Source organism: Methanolobus bombayensis, assembly GCF_017873415.1.
GTDB lineage: Archaea > Halobacteriota > Methanosarcinia > Methanosarcinales > Methanosarcinaceae > Methanolobus > Methanolobus bombayensis.
This window is the reverse complement of the sequence record NZ_JAGGKD010000012.1, coordinates 1-18562: the sequence shown is the minus strand read 5'-3', so window position 1 is coordinate 18562 and position 18562 is coordinate 1. Positions and strand designations below refer to the sequence as shown.

The following is an 18562-nucleotide window of genomic DNA, read 5'->3' as shown; positions in this document are numbered from 1 at the left end:
TGGATGTGGTATTGTTTTTAGTTGCTATAAAAAAGTATATATCTAAGGTATACAGTTATACTTTTAGTAATCATTTGACACTTGAATTATTTGATTACTTGTAGTTCATTTATATTGCCATTAATCTATGGGAGTGACAAGAAATTGGGTGATATGTATAAGAATTGGGGGAAGTCTGTTTTTGCAGATAGTAATTCCAATTCAGATTATCATTTATTGGCATACCATTGTTTAGATGTAGCTGCAACAGGAAATCTCTTATTGAGAAAAGACAACCTGATTCTGCAAAAATTTAAAGATTATATTCCACTAAATGATGAACAAATAATTTCATTGGTATCATTCTATCTTGCAATTCATGATTTAGGTAAATTTTCAGAAAGATTTCAAAATCTTCAACCAGATATACTAATGTCTTTAAGAGGACATGGTAGTAACAAAAGTTACATTTTACGACATGACAGCATGGGTTTTTACCTCTGGAGAACGATCTGGCAAACTGTATGGAATGAAAACTGGCTTTGTCTGGACAAAAGTTCTTTTGATTCATTTGATTGGAATGACCTTATTCTTCCATGGGTTATATCAGTAACAGGACATCATGGAAATCCTCCAAAACGATATATGGACAATGGACTTGCGGTGAATCAAAATGAATTGTTTACTGAAGAAGACCTCGCAATGGCAAGTTCATATGTACAAAAAGTATCATCTTTGTTATTGAAAGATGCTTTCAAAGGTCTCTCTGGACCTGAGGGCTATGAATATGAATTTGAAGATTTGGAAACTGCATTCAAGAGTACTTCGTGGTTGCTTGCAGGCACTGTAATAGTAAGTGATTGGATTGGTTCTTCAAACGAGCAGTTCCCATATTTCTCAACCTCCATTCCTCTGGAGGAGTATTGGGAAAAATACGCTTTGCCTTCAGCAGAAAAAGCGCTGAACAATTCAGGTATTTTGCCTTCAGTGATTTCACTAATTACTGGAATGGGTATTCTCTTTCCTAAAGTTGATGTTCCGAGTCCAATGCAAGATCATATATCGAGCTGTTTTATTGCGGATAATGCTCAACTTTTCATATTGGAAGATGCTACAGGAAGTGGCAAAACAGAAGCTGCTTTATGTTTGGCTCATCGTATAATGGCAAAGGGTATTGCAAACGGTATTTATTTTGGTCTGCCAACAATGGCAACTTCTAATGCAATGTATGGAAGGTTAGTGGATTCTCACAAAAAATTGTATGAACATAATTCTCTTCCTTCACTTGTGCTTGCGCACGGTCAAAGTCACCTATTGGACGTTTACAGTAAATCTATTGGGGTTGAGAGTGACGAAAATAGTAATTATGGATATTCTTCGTCAGATGATGATACCGTTTCCTTCCAATGTTCTACATGGATAGCTGATAATCGCAAAAAAGCTCTGCTTGCTAATGTTGGTGTAGGAACTATTGATCAGGCTTTGCTTGGAATTCTTCCTTCGAACCATCAATCACTGAGATTACTGGGTTTATCACGTAATGTCCTGATAGTTGATGAGGTTCATGCATATGATCCATATATGCATAGATTGCTATGCAGTCTTTTGGAGTTCCATGCTTCATTGGGTGGTAGTGCAATTCTTCTTTCCGCCACACTACCAATTAAATATCGTCAGGAGCTGGCGTCACATTTTTGTCGTGGACGCGGTTACTCGATAGAGGGCATTTCCAGTGGAAACTATCCTCTTATAACACATGTTTGTGAAAGTGATCTTTCGGAAATTCAAATAGAACCTCGTGCTGGTACGGAACGTACTGTAAATGTTGAATTTTTCAATGATGAATCATCAATCAGAGAAAAGCTTGTTAAATGTTCAATTGAGGGAAAGTGTTGTTGCTGGATTCGCAATACTGTTGATGATGCAATTGAAACATATGATACACTTGTGTCTGAGCTGGGAAAAGAGTCTGTAATCCTTTTCCATGCAAGATATGTAATGGGAGATCGCCTGAATATTGAAAATGATGTTCTTAATACATTCGGAAAAGAAACTGATGTTCAAAAACGTAAGGGTAAAGTGCTGATAGCAACGCAGGTTGTAGAACAGTCTTTGGATATAGATTTTGATTATATGGTTACTGATCTTGCTCCAATTGATCTGATTTTTCAGAGAGCTGGTCGTTTACAACGCCATTGTCGTGACAAAAATGGTGCTTTAAGTGATTGCGATGAACGAGGCATTCCTCTTCTCGGAATCCTTTCTCCAAAATTAAACGGGGAAATCTCAGCAGACTGGTATTCGGATATGTTCCCTAAAGGGGCATATGTTTACCAATCTCACGGACAATTGTGGCTTACTGCTAATTTGCTTGCAGAACGCAGAAAATTCTGTATACCGGATGAAAGTCGATATTTCATAGAGGGTGTTTTTGGCAAAGATGCTAGCACCAAAGTTCCCTCTGAATTAAAAGTTCTTGATGAACGTGCCTATGGAGATTCAATGGCTCAAACCTCCATGGCTAATTTCAAGTCTTTAAACTTTTCACAGGGTTATGAACGTTCGGGTACTCAATGGCTGGATGACGTTGTAACTCCAACTCGCCTTGGTGAATCGGTGAACATTCGCCTTGCACGGTTTGAAGATGGAATACTTATTCCTATGGTAAAATCTGATACTTTTTCATGGGAACTGAGCCAGTTATGTGTTAGTGGTGGCCGTATTAGGTACTCAGAGGACTATGGAAAGGAAGTTAATGAATTAATCCAAAAAGTTCAGGATTCAATGAAAGACAAAGGTAAGTGGAGTATATTGATTCCTATGTTCTCGGAAGACGGGGATAATTGGAAGGGTACTGCAAAAGACAAATACAACAACCAAATCCAGTTAGTTTACAATTCGGAAATTGGTCTCTGTATAAATAAATAATGAAGAAGGTAATACCATGGTTTTTAATTTGATTCATGAAAAATGGATATGGGTAAATAGACAGGATGGTAAAAAGGAACAGATAGCTCCATGGGAGATTACTGGCAAATTGGATTCGAATCCTATAATTTCTCTGGCTGCACCACGCCCTGATTTTAATGGTTCTCTGATTCAATTTCTAATCGGATTAGTACAAACTACTATGTCTCCTAACAATGAAAGGGAATGGAGAAAACATTTTACAGCACCTCCAAAACCCGATAAATTATTGGAGATATTTAACAGTGTATCTCATGTTTTCAATCTGGACGGGGAAAACGAACGTTTTATGCAGGGTTATGAACCATTTGAAGGGACTGAAAATAGGGTGGATGTGTTGCTTATGGAAATGCCAGGTAGTAACACAATTAGTAATAACGTAGACCACTTTTTAAAGAGAGACACAGTGACACAAATGTGTTTTTCTTGTTGTGCAACTGCATTATTCAATTTACAATTAAATGCTCCTACGGGTGGAAAAGGTTATCGCACTTCACTCAGAGGTGGTGGACCTTTGACCACTTTAGTTCTGGGTAACGATCTTTGGCAAACAATTTGGTTGAATATAATTTCAGAAAATAATTTTGAAAGTTTAGGTGATATCGATCATAATGCAATAAGTGATATTTATCCGTGGATGGGACCCACCCGTACAAGTGAAAAGAAAGGAACGGAAACAACTCCAATGAGCGTAAATCCCAAACAAATGTATTGGGGAATGCCACGTAGAATTAGTATTGATTTTGATGATCTCGGGGATGGGGTCTGCGATGTATGTGGATGTGAATCTGACAGACTTGTCTCACATTATGTTACAAAGAATTACGGAGTAAACTATGAAGGAGGTTGGTGCCATGTCCTGAGTCCGCATCGTGAAACAAAAGATAATATAATACCACTTCATCCGGGGCCTGGTGGCATAACTTATCGCCACTGGCTGGGTCTGGTTCAAAATGACCCTGAGAATGGACAGCATCCTTCTTTGTCTTTTGAACGATTTGTAGGGAAACAGTTGGATTTGGCAAATTTGGATAATGTATTCCAACGGTCTCCTCAACTATGGGCATTCGGTTATGATTTCGATAATATGAAGGTCCGTTGCTGGTATGAAAGTATTATGCCTTTGTTCAATGTTCCTGAGAATATCAGGCTCTCTTATGAATCCATCGTATCTCAACTGATAAAGACTGCTGAAATTATAGGTGATAATACAAAAGGCTGCACAAAAAAAGCATTATACGGCAAAAATCCGATTAGAGGAGATATCTCTTTTATCGATTCCAGATTCTGGAATGATACAGAATCTGTATTTTATCATGTACTCAATGAATTAATCTCCGCACTGGAAAGTAATTCGGATGCCATTGATTTGAAAATACAATGGGTTAGGAGTCTTTCAAAAGTATCTGAAAGATTGTTTGATCAATACTCTCAATCCATGCAATTCAGTGTAGTTGATCCTGAAAGAGTAGCTTTAGCTCGCAGAGATCTTAGAAGATACAATTACGAAGGTGGTAAGAAAATAAGAAAGACTCTGGGATTGCCTGAGAAATCTAAAAAATAACAATGTTTGATTGTACTATAATTGTATTTGAAAAGGTGATTGGAATTGACTATAAAGAAAAGTTCTTTGGAAAAAAATCCAGAAGCATGTCAGGCTTTACTGACATGGTGGAGGGATTTGGACAATAATCGAGGAGATCGTGCAGATCTTCGCAGATGCCACAATACTGTGGATGTGGTGTTTAATCCGGCTTACCATAAATTGTGGTTGACTTTAAACAAGATTGGGTTTGGAAACAGGGACTCTGTTGCAGTAATTGCCGGAGTGATGGCTCATGTGAAAAATCATCAGGGTGGAGAATCATTTGCTTCTCAAATGGCAAGTGTCAAAGATGGTTCAAATGCACAGGTTAGCGGGTTACGTTTTAAGAGACTATTAAAAATCAAGGACAAGGAAGAACTGTTCAGTTCAATTGTTCGAATTGTTAAGTTAATGGATGGAAATGTCAATGCCTGCAACCTTGCGAACAGTCTCTACTGGTGGAATGATATCACAAAGAAAGAATGGGCTTACAGTTACTATGAAAAAGCACCCGGAACAAAAAGTTAAAATTTAGGAGAGAATAAAATGACAAAATTTGTACAAATACATACACTCGTATCGTATCCCCCATCCAATTTGAACCGTGATGACCTGGGAAGACCAAAGACTGCTGTTATGGGTGGAACTCAAAGACTCAGGGTCTCTTCACAGAGTCTTAAGAGAGCCTGGAGGACATCAGATATCTTCAAAGAAAGCCTTGGTAGTCATATTGGTATCCGCACAAAAAACATGGGCGTTAATATTTTTAAGGCATTGACAACTGGTCTTAGTTTAGTAGATATATTGAAAGACAATACTGAAGTATCATCAAGTAATTCAATTATTTCTGAAAAAGAAGCGAAAGAGTGGTCTAAAGCAATAGCCGGTGTTTTTGGAAAATCCAAAAAAGGTTCCAATAAAGAAGCGAAAGATTCCTTAGTGGATCTCGAAATAGAACAGTTGGCACATTTCAGTCCAGAAGAGATATCTGCGATTGATCAGCTTATAACTAAAATATCATCAAGTGGGAGCGCTCCTTCTAAAGATGAACTTAATCTTTTGAGAAAGGACCACACCGCTGTAGATATTGCTATGTTCGGACGTATGCTTGCATCTAATACAAAATTCAATACTGAAGCAGCAGTACAAGTTTCTCATGCTATTACGACCAACGAAGTTGCAGTTGAAGACGATTTTTTCACAGCAGTTGATGATCTGAATAGAGGGGATGAGGACATGGGTTCAGGACATCTTGGTGAAACAGAGTTTGCATCTGGTCTTTTCTATACGTATGTTTGTATTGATCGTGAACTTCTGGAAAGCAATCTTGGTGGAGATAAAGAGCTTGCAAATAATGCTTTATGTGCTTTAGTTGAATCAATGGCAAAAGTTTCTCCTACAGGCAAACAGAATAGTTTTGCTTCAAGAGCATATGCTTCATACATGATGATAGAAAAAGGAAAGCAACAACCACGTTCACTTTCAGTTTCCTATCTAGAACCTGTAAAAGGGAGAAACATGTTGAAAAATGCTATAGAGTCTCTCCAGAAAACAAATGAAAAAATGGAACATGTGTATGGTGACTGCTGCGAGGAAAGACTGGATATGAATGCCTATACAGGAGAAGGTAGTCTAGAAGAAATGCTGAAGTTTGTAAGCAGTTAAGCAGAAAGGAGTCGATTAGCGTGAAAGATTATTTGATTTTCCGCTTATACGGTCCAATGGTTTCATGGGGTGACATTGCAGTAGGTCCCTACAGGCCTAGTTTTGATCACCCTTCAAAATCAGCGATATTCGGTCTGTTGGGAGCAGCTCTGGGTATTCGTAGGGACGAAGAAGAAAAACAACTGGAGCTGGCTTCTGCTTATCATTATGGAGTTCTTATAAACTCTTCAGGCGTTATGCTTCGTGATTATCACACGTCTCAGGTTCCTGCTTCAGGTAAAGGCAGAAATAAGAAGAAATTTTTAACAAGGAAAGATGAACTTGCTGTTCCAAAATATGAATTAAATACTATTCTTTCGACAAGAGATTACTATTGTGACGGACTTTATACCGTGATTCTTTCTTCAACAATTGATAATCCGCCTTATTCTCTTGAAACGATTGGCAACAGTCTGAAAAAGCCTTCATTTTCTATGTATCTTGGAAGAAAATCATGTCCTTTATCACTCCCCCTTGATCCAATAATAGTATCTGGTTCTAATATGAAAGAAGCACTTACGAATGCTGAGTTTAAAGATGAAGCTTTTGTCAGGAAATTAATCAATGATGGTGTTTGCAGATTCTATTGGGATAATCCTGAAGAAGATATCGCATTCGAACATAGTGTCTCCAGACGTGATAATATATTGAGCCGGAAAAGGTGGCAGTTCTCAGATAGGAAGGAATACTATTCGATGCTTGATTGGAGGAAAGATACATGTATATGAGTAGAGCACGCTTGCTTCCGGCTGTAGTCTCAAATAAAACCTCATGGAAAAATATGGGAAACAGCTATAATATTCACCGTTTGGTATGGCCTATATTTTCAAGAGGTGCTGACGATAAAAGGAGTTTTATATATCGTCAGGAATCAGACGGAAAATTACCTGCTTTTTACTTTGTATCTGAAAGGGAGCCGGAAGATGAATCTGGTCTGTGGGATATCGATGTAAAGCAATATGATCCAATATTAAAATCCGGGCAGAATCTATCTTTTTCTCTTCGTGCAAATCCAATTGTTTCAAAAAGAGATGAGAAAGGAAAACAGCATAGGCATGATGTGGTCATGGATGAAAAGTTTCGTATAAAAAATGAAAACAAAAGAAATGCTGTCTATCCTGATATCTCTGAGATTGTTCAGACGAAAGGTGTTGAATGGTTGCAGAAGAAGGCTGAAAAGAATGGTTTTTTAATTGATTCTAATAAAGTACGTGCGGATAGCTATCGGAAGCACAAATTCTACAAACCAAGTGGTAAACATCATGTCAGCTTCAATACTATTGATTTTACCGGGTTTTTAACGGTAACTGAACCAGAGCTGTTTAAACAAGTACTTTTTAATGGAATTGGTCCTGCTAAAGGTTTTGGCTGTGGTTTGCTTCTTGTACGTCCTATTCGTTGAGTGGTGATTTTATTGCTTCCCAAAGTCAAACCCATTGCCATAAAAGAACGTTTCTCGTTACTTTTCCTTGAAAGAGGCGAACTTGATGTTATAGACGGTGCTTTCGTACTTGTGGACAAAAATGGAGTCCGTACACAGATCCCGGTTGGTGGTATTGCCTGTCTCATGCTTGAACCGGGTTCAAGGGTATCTCATGCAGCAGCTTCTCTTGCAGCACGCGTTGGATGTTTGTTGATATGGGTAGGAGAAGCTGGTGTCAGGCTCTATTCTGCAGGACAACCTGGAGGTGCACGTGCTGATAGGTTGCTGTATCAGGCAAAGCTTGCCCTGGATGATGATCTCAGGCGTAGGGTCGTCCGGAAAATGTATGATATGAGGTTTAATGAAGTATTGCCAGATAGTTATAGTATTGAACAGATGCGTGGAATGGAAGCTGCCCGCGTAAAGAAGATGTATCAGATGTTTGCTCAGCAATATGGAATCGAATGGAAGGGAAGAAGCTATGATCCGGGAGATTGGAATAGTGCTGATGTCCAGAACAGATGCCTTAGTTCTGCAACTTCATGTATATATGGTGTGACCGAAGCTGCAGTACTTGCAGCAGGCTACTCTCCTGCAGTGGGATTTATTCATACTGGAAAGCCGCGTTCCTTTGTCTACGACATTGCCGATCTGTTCAAATTTGAGACAGTGGTTCCAATTGCTTTTAGAATTGCATCTGAAAAGCATACTAATTATGAGAGAGCTGTGAGACTTGCCTGTCGTGATTCCTTTAGAGAAACCAGATTGTTGAAAAAGATCATTCCTGCTATAGAAGATGTTCTTTCGGCAGGTGGAATTGATATCTCAGATACACCTAAGGATCAATGGCCACCTGCAATTCCAAATGAAGGGAGTATTGGCGATGTTGGTCATCGTGCTTGAGAATGCACCCGACAGACTGCGTGGACGTCTGGCTTTGTGGCTGTTAGAGGTTCGTGCAGGTGTTTATGTTGGTGATTATTCAGTAAAGGTAAGAGACATGATTGTCAGGAATATAAAAGCAGGCCTTGAAGATGGAAATGCAGTCATTATATGGAACTATCCTAATGAAGCAGGGTATGATTTTATTACAATGGGTGAAAACCGCCGAATCCCTAAAGAAATGGATGGGGTTAATTTAATATCTTTTTTATCTGATACTAAATAATCAGGTCTTATTATGTTCATGGGTTTTACTGATGCAGAGGTCAAACATATGGATATCTCATTCAAATCCCATAAAACCTTAACAATAATGGAATACGGAAGCTTATTTCTTTATTGATTACATAAAAGACGCACAGAGTTCCCCACACACGTGGGGATGAACCGGAGAAGAGTGTGTTGTCATAACCGTCACAAGCGAGTTCCCCACACACGTGGGGATGAACCGAAGAACCAGAACGAGAAACCGGAGAACCGAGAGAGTTCCCCACACACGTGGGGATGAACCGCCAATCAAAATAATCATCAAACTCATTCATGAGAGTTCCCCACACACGTGGGGATGAACCGTTTGACCCCTGTACCCATCCGAGATATTCGTTGAGTTCCCCACACACGTGGGGATGAACCGACAGTGGAATCAACAAGACCAGAAACTTCAAAGAGTTCCCCACACACGTGGGGATGAACCGGACGATGTGACCGGTCTGGTGGCAAAAATAGAGAGTTCCCCACACACGTGGGGATGAACCGACGTAGAACTCGTCAAAGCGAGGATCTCTCTCGAGTTCCCCACACACGTGGGGATGAACCATTTCAGGACATTTGTTGCAGCTGTCTTGCAGGGAGTTCCCCACACACGTGGGGATGAACCGTAGTTGGTGCAACATTCAATCTTTGCCCGTATGAGTTCCCCACACACGTGGGGATGAACCGTAAGAGGATCGCCAGCTCTTGACTTGTACCTGGAGTTCCCCACACACGTGGGGATGAACCGACTGCGCGATGTCATCAAAAACAACAGTGGCGGAGTTCCCCACACACGTGGGGATGAACCGCGAAGCCACCACCAACAGCTACAAATGTCGGAGAGTTCCCCACACACGTGGGGATGAACCGTCAGTGTACCGTCCGTGGTTGTGTCTTCTGCTGAGTTCCCCACACACGTGGGGATGAACCGCCCGGTATATGGCCACTATTAAGAGATATGAAGAGTTCCCCACACACGTGGGGATGAACCGCACCTATACATCAAATTACAGACGATGGTGATGAGTTCCCCACACACGTGGGGATGAACCGAAGCCCGTACACAGGAGTAATTTCAATCCAGAGAGTTCCCCACACACGTGGGGATGAACCGAATCTAAGGATAAGGAAAAAAGCGGCGGGTATGAGTTCCCCACACACGTGGGGATGAACCGGCTTTCATGTAACCCTCACTTGAAAATGTTTGGAGTTCCCCACACACGTGGGGATGAACCGAACCCACCACCATTGGCCGTAAACCTGTCCTAGAGTTCCCCACACACGTGGGGATGAACCGAAGGAGATCATAAGATGAGAACTGTTGAACTAGAGTTCCCCACACACGTGGGGATGAACCGTTCTATGTAACTGGATTGTACCTGTATCTGAGGAGTTCCCCACACACGTGGGGATGAACCGACGTATTGCCGGTAACATAGTCCGTAAATTCAGAGTTCCCCACACACGTGGGGATGAACCGCTCGTCTGTAGAGTCAGAGCTAACGCTATTATGAGTTCCCCACACACGTGGGGATGAACCGACACCATCTTCTTTTAGTTCCTTTCTGATGTCGAGTTCCCCACACACGTGGGGATGAACCGTGACCGTTTAACGTGCTCGGTGTTAATCTCTGGAGTTCCCCACACACGTGGGGATGAACCGCGAATTACCGGGGAAGTGTGGATTCGAACGAAGAGTTCCCCACACACGTGGGGATGAACCGGATGATATAAAAAACATCGGTAACGATGTCATGAGTTCCCCACACACGTGGGGATGAACCGAAAAATTATATGAAATATATAATACTGTTTTCGAGTTCCCCACACACGTGGGGATGAACCGGTTACTATCTATGTAGCTGATGAGGTTAAGGAGAGTTCCCCACACACGTGGGGATGAACCGTTCTATGTGTTGGTTGTCATGTTAAGGCAAGGGAGTTCCCCACACACGTGGGGATGAACCGTACAATACTGCTATCGATTTCCCTAGCACAACGAGTTCCCCACACACGTGGGGATGAACCGTTACCTAATCTGAATAGTGAACAGCAGCAATTGAGTTCCCCACACACGTGGGGATGAACCGTGATTTACATGCACTGGAAACTACCCCGAAGAGAGTTCCCCACACACGTGGGGATGAACCGAACTTCAATGGGAAAACAATGCTTTAAGAAGGGAGTTCCCCACACACGTGGGGATGAACCGAGATCTCCCAGGGATGAAGAAGAAATCAGAGAGAGTTCCCCACACACGTGGGGATGAACCGCCCTCGAATCAAGTGCCGAATCGTGGACCAATGAGTTCCCCACACACGTGGGGATGAATTGTATAATATGTATACAATCCATTTCCGTATTTTAGGGTAACAGACTTCTTTCAATCCCCTCAATAATATCATATAGTAGCTGCACCCTAAAAATATTAACAAATGTCAGAAGAAACAGGGAACAAAATATCTGTGTATCCTCTTCTCATGGTGAACTTTATCGGTACCATGGGGATAAGTCTAGTTCTTCCTTTCCTTATTTTTCTGGTGGAAAGATTTGGCGGCAACGCTCTGATATATGGGATTCTTTCCTCGATGTATCCGTTTTTCCAGTTGATAGGTTCCCCACTTCTTGGCAAATGGTCTGATACATACGGCAGGAAAAAAGTCCTGTTTGTCAGCCAGGCAGGTACTCTTTTTTCATGGATACTTTTTTTTATAGCTCTCTTTGTACCCATAATAATACTGGTAAATGTAAACTCAGGTCCCCTTGGGACATTTATGCTCACTGTTCCTTTGTTGATTCTTTTCATAGCAAGGGCACTTGATGGTCTGACAGGGGGTAATGTTGCAGTAGCAAATGCATATATCGCTGACATCAGTACTGATAATGACCGGAGCAAGAATTTTGGCAAACTTTCCGTATCAACAAATTTAGGTTTTATAGTGGGACCTGCGCTTGCAGGTATTCTGAGTGTAACGGTCTATGGTGAGGCACTCCCGGTGCTGGCTGCAATATTAATTGCCCTTGCAGGAACTTTGATGGTAGCATTCTATATTCCGGAAACCCGAAACTACAGGACTGATACAGGACAGGTGGATAGTAATTCACATCCAATAGCCGTAAATAATTCCGGTGAAGATCACAAACGTGGTTTAAGGTACGTCTGGAATATGGGCAACCTTCGGCTTATGTTCATTATCTATTTCCTGATATTTCTGGGTTTCAGCACATTCTACACTTCATTTCCTGTTCATGCAGCGGATTATCTCCAGTGGAGCATTGCAGAACTCGGTTTCTTCTTCTCATTTTTGAGCATAGTGCTTGTGATAGTAGAAGGACCTGTACTTTCCTATGTATCTAAGAGATCAAGGGACTCTACAATGATAATAGGCGGAAGTTTTATTCTAGGTCTGAACTTTGTAGTGCTGGCATTTGGAGGTACATTTTTTACATATGTGGCAGCCGTCCTTCTTGCTCTTGGAAATGGTCTTATGTGGCCTTCGATACAATCAATGCTTGCCAGACTGGCGGGAAAAGATGATCAGGGTCTTGTTCAGGGAATTTCAGGTAGTGTTACAAGTTTTGCTGGTATTTTCGGACTTATTGGCGGTGGTCTTATTTACGAACTTGCCGGAAGATGGTCTTTCCTTATAACAGCAGCTATAATTGGCTGTGTCTTTATTCTCTCCATGCGCCTGCGTTCATTTGACGGATCAGGCAGTTCAAGTGCATCAGAATAGACAAATAGGTCGATGAAATAAATACTCACTTGAGCATATACTTCACGTCATAACTATTGGCAGGATAAGCATACATTGCTTCTCTTACCTGGGAAAGTGTAAGTCCTGATTTTACAGCAAGGGTAAAGATGTTGATGGTATCATCCGCTCCGGGACCGATCACATGGGCTCCGACGATCTTTTCTGTATCTTTTTCAATTATGACCTTGGAAGCAGAGTATCCAAGATTTGTCCTTCTTGCAGAATAAAGCTTGCTCAGGTCATTAAAGAGGACTTTATGATTTTCATTGGTATCTTTTTCCATAAGACCCACTGCAGCAAGTGTTGGTATGGTAAATACTGCGGAAGCTATTCCTGAATAGTCCACTGTATATTTATTTCCTTCAATGATATTGGATGCTACTACATTTGCCTGAAGGCTGGCCGTTGGAGTTAGTGCAGGTCCGGGCCGGATACAATCTCCGGCAGCATAGACTGAGGGATTTGAGATGCTTTGCAGGTATTCATTCACTGCGATTGCACCATTTTCAATTGCCACTCCGGCCTTTTCAGCTTCAAGTCCGTCGATGTCAGGTACTCTTCCAAGACCGTGAACAACCATGTTACAGTTGTGGATTACTTCAGATTCTAATTTTTTACTATAAGTGATAATTTCAAGTTCTGTGTCACATACATCAGCTTTTAAGTTCTTTTTTTGCTTTTGCCTGACCTCTCTGAGTTCCTGCCCGGTTATTATTTTTATTCCTGCTTTTTCCGATGCGTCCAGCAATATGCGGACAAGATCAGGGTCAAAGTTTTTCAGGAGATTCTCTCCTCTGTGGATAATGGTCACATCGGCTCCGGCTCTTGCGGCAATATGAGCAAATTCGAATGAGATATATCCTCCACCTGCAAAAATTATTTTATCAGGCAGTTCTTTCAGATCCAGATATTCATCGCTTGTAGTAAGGTATTCTGCACCGGGTATGTCTATTTTTCTTGAAGTTGCGCCTATTGCCAGTAAAATATGCTTTGCAGAGACAAGTTTGTCTCCGACAAGTAAGGTGTTATGGTCGTGGAAGCTCACCATTCCATGATATGTATCAACGCCTGCTTTTTTGAAAGCTGCTTCTTTAGGGTCGGTAAATGAGTGGACCAGCTGGTCCTTGAAACGTATTATGTCAGTCCACTGCAGTTTTGGATCGCAACTGACACCCTTTCCTTTCATGCGTCTTCCACCATCAACGATCTCAGCTGCACCGCTCAGTATTTTCTTGGGAATACAGCCGTGGTGTGCACAAATTCCTCCAAAATCAGTTTTGTCTGCGATGCCAACTTTCATCCCTGCGGCTCGTAATTTGTACGCAAGTGAAGAGCCTGCAACTCCGGTACCAACTATAAAAGCGTCGTAATCCATGTCCATTATCTATGACTCCGGTAACTGATCTGTTTAAAATAGGTTTTCAATGGGTTATAATTTTCCTGTCTGTCCGATACATTAAGCACCATGGATTATAATTATATGCAATTTCGGCTCTGTAGAAATCATATTCAATTTAATATCATCAACCAAATTCAGTAAATTAAGCAAAATATATAATTTTTGAATATATGTGTCACAAATATAATTTCTGTGCATAGACTATATCATATACACAGGTATAAATAATAAAACCACATCTGTTTAACTATGGTTCACAATAAAGGACATATGGGAATACGTAGACAACAAGGAAGGGGTAGTACTGGTAGAAAATTACCAGTCTGTCACAAATGTAAATCTGCTTATCTTGTTGCTTTGTATGCTCAAGAAACAGTGCCTACGGAAGGTAAAAGAAAATGGATTAAAAAGGGTTATTTTTGTAATAACTGCGAATATTTTGAACCTGTTAAAGATTCAGAAATGATCGAGTAAAGGAAATCTTTCCAAAGGTTTCCTATTCAACAACCATTGCTATTTTGTCAAATTATTTCTAAGTTAAATTTGCACACAAATACTGGAGATTTCTACAAAGCCATAATTTCAAAAATAGTAAAACTATTCACTATCAGGAATTATCATCGTAATTTATAGTTATTATACTGTTGATGGATATATGTGAATAACGTTTTTCGGTAATCTCAAGCGTCAGGACGCCGTCACTGCATGCTTTGACATTTCCGCGGAAAGTCAGGATGCCACCACAGTATACCGAAACATCTTTTCCCATCAGGTGTTCCACAATAAATGGTTGCATTTTTAAGCTGTCATCCATCTTTATCACCTGTACATCTTAAATTGTATTGACACAGTTAATATATGTATTGATTCGTGGTTTTTATATACTTCAATCATGGGTCATTCGCCCCAAAAGAATGAAATAGTTCCCAAAGCATAAATAGTGCGACTTCTATCTACCTAGCAAAGCGGTGTTTATCTATGGCTGACAAAAGAAAAAAGCGAGGTTTTTTTGACGATATCTTTATCGAAGGCAGTTTTACAGATATAGAAGATATCATAGATCAGATGATAGAAAAGTTCGGTCTTAACTTCGATGATTTTGAAAAGCAGCCATTCTTTTATGGTTTTTCAGTGTCCCGACATCCCGGGGAAGAACCGGAGATCAGGGAATTCGGGAATGTATTCTCTGATGATGAAGATGAGGACGAGGAAGCAGAATCCATTATACAGCAGTTCAGGGTAAATGACAGAAAGCTTCTTATGGATGTATTTGAGATCGATGACAGGGTACATGTTACAATCGAGATACCTGATGTTGAAAAAGAGGATATAGGACTGAACGTTACTGAGACATTACTTGAGCTTAGTGCGGAAAATGAAGAGATGATGTATGAAGAGAGCATCGATCTTCCAACCAGTGTAGACCCTGATTCTGCCAAAGCAAGATATCATAATGGTGTCCTTGAGGTCATAATGGACATAAAAGAACTGGGTGTTGCACGTTCTGTACATATAGATTGAAACCATACGGTTTCTATCACTTTCTAGATATATCATAACCACAATGTATATATGAGCCCCAGCTATACTTTAGTTGGATTGGATTACAAAGTGGGATTTAAATGTCTGCTAGTTCTGAAAATACGGCTGGCTCCGTTCTGCCTGAACTCCTGGAAAATATTGAACAGGATCTGTTCACAAGACTAAATATAGGGATTATTTGTTTTGATGAATATGATCAGATCTTTTATTCAAATACTGCTGTTCAGGATATGACTGGACTTACAGCCGAAGAACTAATGATGAAAAGATCAGATGACTTTCTTTTTTCTGATAATAAAGAACAAGATTACTTTTCTGAGTTCATTCTTTCATCAGAGGGTATGTGGGAAAAGGAAAAATCCCGTACCTTCAAGATCATAGACTCAAAAGGTAATCTCAGGTATTTGACCTGTGAGGTATTTTCACTTGATGGGACAACTGGATCCGGCAGGAAAATGTGCCTTTTAAGAGATGATACAATTAGGACAGTATGTGCAAATGAATCTTCATTTGATGGAAATGACCTGAAGGCATCACATCTGCCGTTCGTATCTTTCCTATGGCGTGGTGATGATGTATGGTCTGTGGAGTATGTCTCAGAAAACATATCTCAATTTGGATACAGCCCTGATGAATTTGTTTCGGGAAATCTTGCTTATGCGGATATTGTTCATCCCGATCATCTGGATTCTGTGAAGGATTCTGTTGAGAAATGTATGGGAAATCATTTTTCAAAAGAGTACATGATTCGTACAGCAGATGGTGAAAAAAGATGGGTTCTGGAACGCTCCTATGCAGTTCGCGATAATGGTAATGATATAACCCATTTCCACGGCGCTATACTGGATATTAGCGAAAGAAAAGAATTTGAGCATGAAATGGAGCTCATGAATCTCCAGGAAAGTGCTCTTTCCAGGCTTGGAGAAAAAGCTCTTTCGTGTAGTAATATAAGCGCTTTGATGGATTATACATTAAAACTGATAGCTGATACTCTGGGAATAAAATATTCTCTTATTATGGAAGTGCTTGAGGATGGTAATTTTCTGCTAAGATATGGCTACGGTCTTAGTGAATGGTGTATAGGTTCCGCACTTGTGGAAAAAGATACTGGTTCTCCTGCAGGGTACACAGCTCTTACTGGCATTCCGCTGATAATAGAGGACCTGCATAAAGAGGAAAGGTTCTTTGTGCCCCGTTATCTCCATGAACATGGCATAGTGAGTAGTGCAACTGTGATCATAGGTGAAAGGGGAAATATGTATGGTGTATTATGTGTTCACTCTGACAAAAGGAGAATATTCAACGAACACGATATTAATTTCCTTCAATCTGCCGCAAATATCCTGGCTGAAACTATCAAACTCAGGGACTCCTTCACTTCACTGGAACTTTATCGTAATCTGATAAATCAATCCAGTGATTATATCATGGTGCTTAATGCAATAACAAAAAAATTCATCTATGTAAGTGACAGGATCTTTGATGATCTTGGTTATTCAAGATCTGAAGTACTTGAAAAAGACGTTTTTAATTCCGGATGTATTATTGCCGGATGCAACATTCAGAAACTGGTAGGTGATGTTGCTGAGCATGGTCATCTTGTAATGGAGTCCGAACTTCTAAGAAAGGATGGTTCTTCTTTCCCTGCGGAGATAAGTTTTTCATTTGTTGAGAATGAGGGTATAACATACATTGTTCTGATAGGTCGCGATATTACTGAAAAGAAAAAAGCCGGCATGTTTCTCAGGGAATCAGAAACAAAAATGCGTGCTATTTTTGATAATGCCAGCGACCTTATCTGTCTTTTTGATACTGAAGGACGTATACTGGAAGTCAACAGGGCAATGAAAGACATACTGGGTATGCAGGAACATGAATTCACAACTCTTAATGTGGCGGAATTGCTTGAACCTGAAATCCGTCCACAGGTTCCGGATATCATAGCTGAGACAATGGAAAAAGAAATTGTGACAATAGAGCTGGAGATTCTCAAGAAGGATGGTAGTTCCGTTCCTTTGGAAGTCAAGCTCCAGATGATGGAATTCAATGGCAAGAAGCGAATGTTTGCTATTGGTCGAGATATAAGTGAACGGCGGGTGCTGGAATCAGCAATAAGGGAACATGCACAACAGCTTGAATATTCCAATGAGGTCAAAGATATGTTTGCAGATATTACAAGTCATGACCTTCTCGGGTCGGTTTCTTTGATAGAGGGATTTGCCGGTTATCTTGAGGAAATGGAAACCGATGAAGAAAAAAAACATCTTCTGGAAAATGTTGTGAGCAGTACTGCTAAACTAAAGAAAACAATAGATTCAGCTTCTTTATTTGCCAGGCTTAATTATGCATCTGATATGACTACAGAGGTGCTTGACCTGCAGCAGATTTATTACAGTGCACTCGAAAGGCTGCTCTTAAAAGCTAATGATGACGGTATAAATATTGAACTGAATTCTCCTATGCAGTGCAATGCGCTTGTTAATCCAATAATCGAGGAAGTTTTCTACAATCTGCTTTCCAATGCTATCAAATATTCTCCGAGAGGTGGAAGGGTCAATGTTGAAATCCTGAATGAAGGGGATAAATGGAGAATCAGTGTGTCTGATGAAGGTCCAGGAATACCTGAAGATTACAAAGAAAAAATATTTGATAGGTTCCAGAGGGTTGGTACCTCGCGCGTAAGCGGTCAGGGACTTGGGCTTACTATTTCCCGGATGGCACTGAAATGTCATGGTGAAGAGCTTTTTGTATCTGATAATGGGGCAGGTCAGGGTAGTACTTTCTGGTTCACCGTCCCGATGGCTGACAGATGAGAATCACAAGTTTAACTCAAAAGTGAGAAGTCCCCTTCCTCGGAACGTAGCGACAAGTAGGGGGTGAAAGCGTCATAAACCAATCAAAAAACAGTATCAAACGCTAACAATTAAATAATCTTAAATCATAATATAAATCAGGTATTTTTTATGCAATTGACATTACCAATTAAAATACAGTCTACTCCAGAACAGGAA

At 40.5% G+C, this 18562-nt stretch carries 14 protein-coding genes and 1 CRISPR repeat array; of the genes, 12 read left to right on the top strand and 2 right to left on the bottom strand.

What is annotated here, in order from left to right:
* The first annotated feature begins 153 nt into the window (after positions 1-153).
* The 9 genes from cas3 to J2746_RS11715 all read left to right on the top strand — a co-directional run bounded on the left by cas3 (position 154) and on the right by J2746_RS11715 (position 12589).
* Complete coding sequence (gene cas3, locus J2746_RS11755) at positions 154-2907, top strand: CRISPR-associated helicase Cas3' (protein ID WP_209621112.1); 2754 nt, start codon at positions 154-156, stop codon at positions 2905-2907.
* 16 nt (positions 2908-2923) lie between these two features.
* The gene (gene casA / locus J2746_RS11750; RefSeq protein ID WP_209621109.1) at positions 2924-4510 is read left to right on the top strand and encodes a type I-E CRISPR-associated protein Cse1/CasA; all 1587 of its coding nucleotides are present in this window, start codon (positions 2924-2926) and stop codon (positions 4508-4510) included.
* 39 nt (positions 4511-4549) lie between these two features.
* Positions 4550-5059, top strand: a complete 510-nt coding sequence (gene casB / locus J2746_RS11745; RefSeq protein ID WP_342451843.1) for a type I-E CRISPR-associated protein Cse2/CasB — start codon at positions 4550-4552, stop codon at positions 5057-5059.
* An 18-nt stretch (positions 5060-5077) separates the two neighbouring features.
* The gene (gene cas7e, locus J2746_RS11740; RefSeq protein ID WP_209621102.1) at positions 5078-6196 is read left to right on the top strand and encodes a type I-E CRISPR-associated protein Cas7/Cse4/CasC; all 1119 of its coding nucleotides are present in this window, start codon (positions 5078-5080) and stop codon (positions 6194-6196) included.
* A gap of 20 nt (positions 6197-6216) precedes the next feature.
* Positions 6217-6963 (top strand): type I-E CRISPR-associated protein Cas5/CasD, encoded by a 747-nt coding sequence (cas5e, locus tag J2746_RS11735; RefSeq protein ID WP_209621100.1) that lies wholly within the window; start codon positions 6217-6219, stop codon positions 6961-6963.
* Entirely contained in the window at positions 6954-7637 is a 684-nt protein-coding gene (gene cas6e, locus J2746_RS11730; RefSeq protein ID WP_209621097.1) for a type I-E CRISPR-associated protein Cas6/Cse3/CasE, read from the top strand. The genes cas5e and cas6e overlap by 10 nt, the downstream gene beginning before the upstream one ends.
* A 12-nt stretch (positions 7638-7649) precedes the next feature.
* Positions 7650-8561 carry a type I-E CRISPR-associated endonuclease Cas1e gene (gene cas1e / locus J2746_RS11725; RefSeq protein ID WP_209621094.1) on the top strand — a complete coding sequence of 304 codons (912 nt, stop codon included), beginning with the start codon at positions 7650-7652 and terminating at the stop codon, positions 8559-8561.
* Positions 8542-8826 (top strand): type I-E CRISPR-associated endoribonuclease Cas2e, encoded by a 285-nt coding sequence (gene cas2e / locus J2746_RS11720; RefSeq protein WP_209621091.1) that lies wholly within the window; start codon positions 8542-8544, stop codon positions 8824-8826. The genes cas1e and cas2e overlap by 20 nt, the downstream gene beginning before the upstream one ends.
* A gap of 135 nt (positions 8827-8961) precedes the next feature.
* Positions 8962-11186: direct repeats of the CRISPR family, unit length 29 nt; unit sequence GAGTTCCCCACACACGTGGGGATGAACCG.
* Positions 11187-11287: 101 nt separating this feature from the next.
* Positions 11288-12589: an MFS transporter gene (locus J2746_RS11715; RefSeq protein WP_209621088.1), complete on the top strand. Its 1302-nt coding sequence runs from the start codon at positions 11288-11290 to the stop codon at positions 12587-12589.
* Positions 12590-12614: 25 nt separating this feature from the next.
* On the opposite strand, the gene J2746_RS11710 is transcribed toward J2746_RS11715, so the two are convergent.
* A complete protein-coding gene (locus tag J2746_RS11710; RefSeq protein ID WP_209621085.1) occupies positions 12615-13991 on the bottom strand; it encodes a dihydrolipoyl dehydrogenase family protein in 1377 nt (458 codons plus the stop codon).
* Positions 13992-14258: 267 nt separating this feature from the next.
* Here J2746_RS11710 and J2746_RS11705 point away from each other — a divergent pair, with 267 nt between their 5' ends.
* Positions 14259-14483 carry a hypothetical protein gene (locus J2746_RS11705; protein ID WP_209621082.1) on the top strand — a complete coding sequence of 75 codons (225 nt, stop codon included), beginning with the start codon at positions 14259-14261 and terminating at the stop codon, positions 14481-14483.
* A 133-nt stretch (positions 14484-14616) separates the two neighbouring features.
* Here the strand turns inward: J2746_RS11705 and J2746_RS11700 are convergent, their stop codons facing one another.
* A complete protein-coding gene (locus J2746_RS11700) occupies positions 14617-14823 on the bottom strand; it encodes an MM0924 family protein (protein WP_245250132.1) in 207 nt (68 codons plus the stop codon).
* Positions 14824-14987: 164 nt separating this feature from the next.
* Here J2746_RS11700 and J2746_RS11695 point away from each other — a divergent pair, with 164 nt between their 5' ends.
* Together J2746_RS11695 and J2746_RS11690 are read left to right on the top strand one after the other, a co-directional pair.
* Positions 14988-15530, top strand: a complete 543-nt coding sequence (locus J2746_RS11695; RefSeq protein WP_209621079.1) for an Hsp20/alpha crystallin family protein — start codon at positions 14988-14990, stop codon at positions 15528-15530.
* A 101-nt stretch (positions 15531-15631) separates the two neighbouring features.
* Positions 15632-18364, top strand: a complete 2733-nt coding sequence (locus J2746_RS11690; RefSeq protein ID WP_209621076.1) for a PAS domain S-box protein — start codon at positions 15632-15634, stop codon at positions 18362-18364.
* Positions 18365-18562 lie beyond the last annotated feature (198 nt).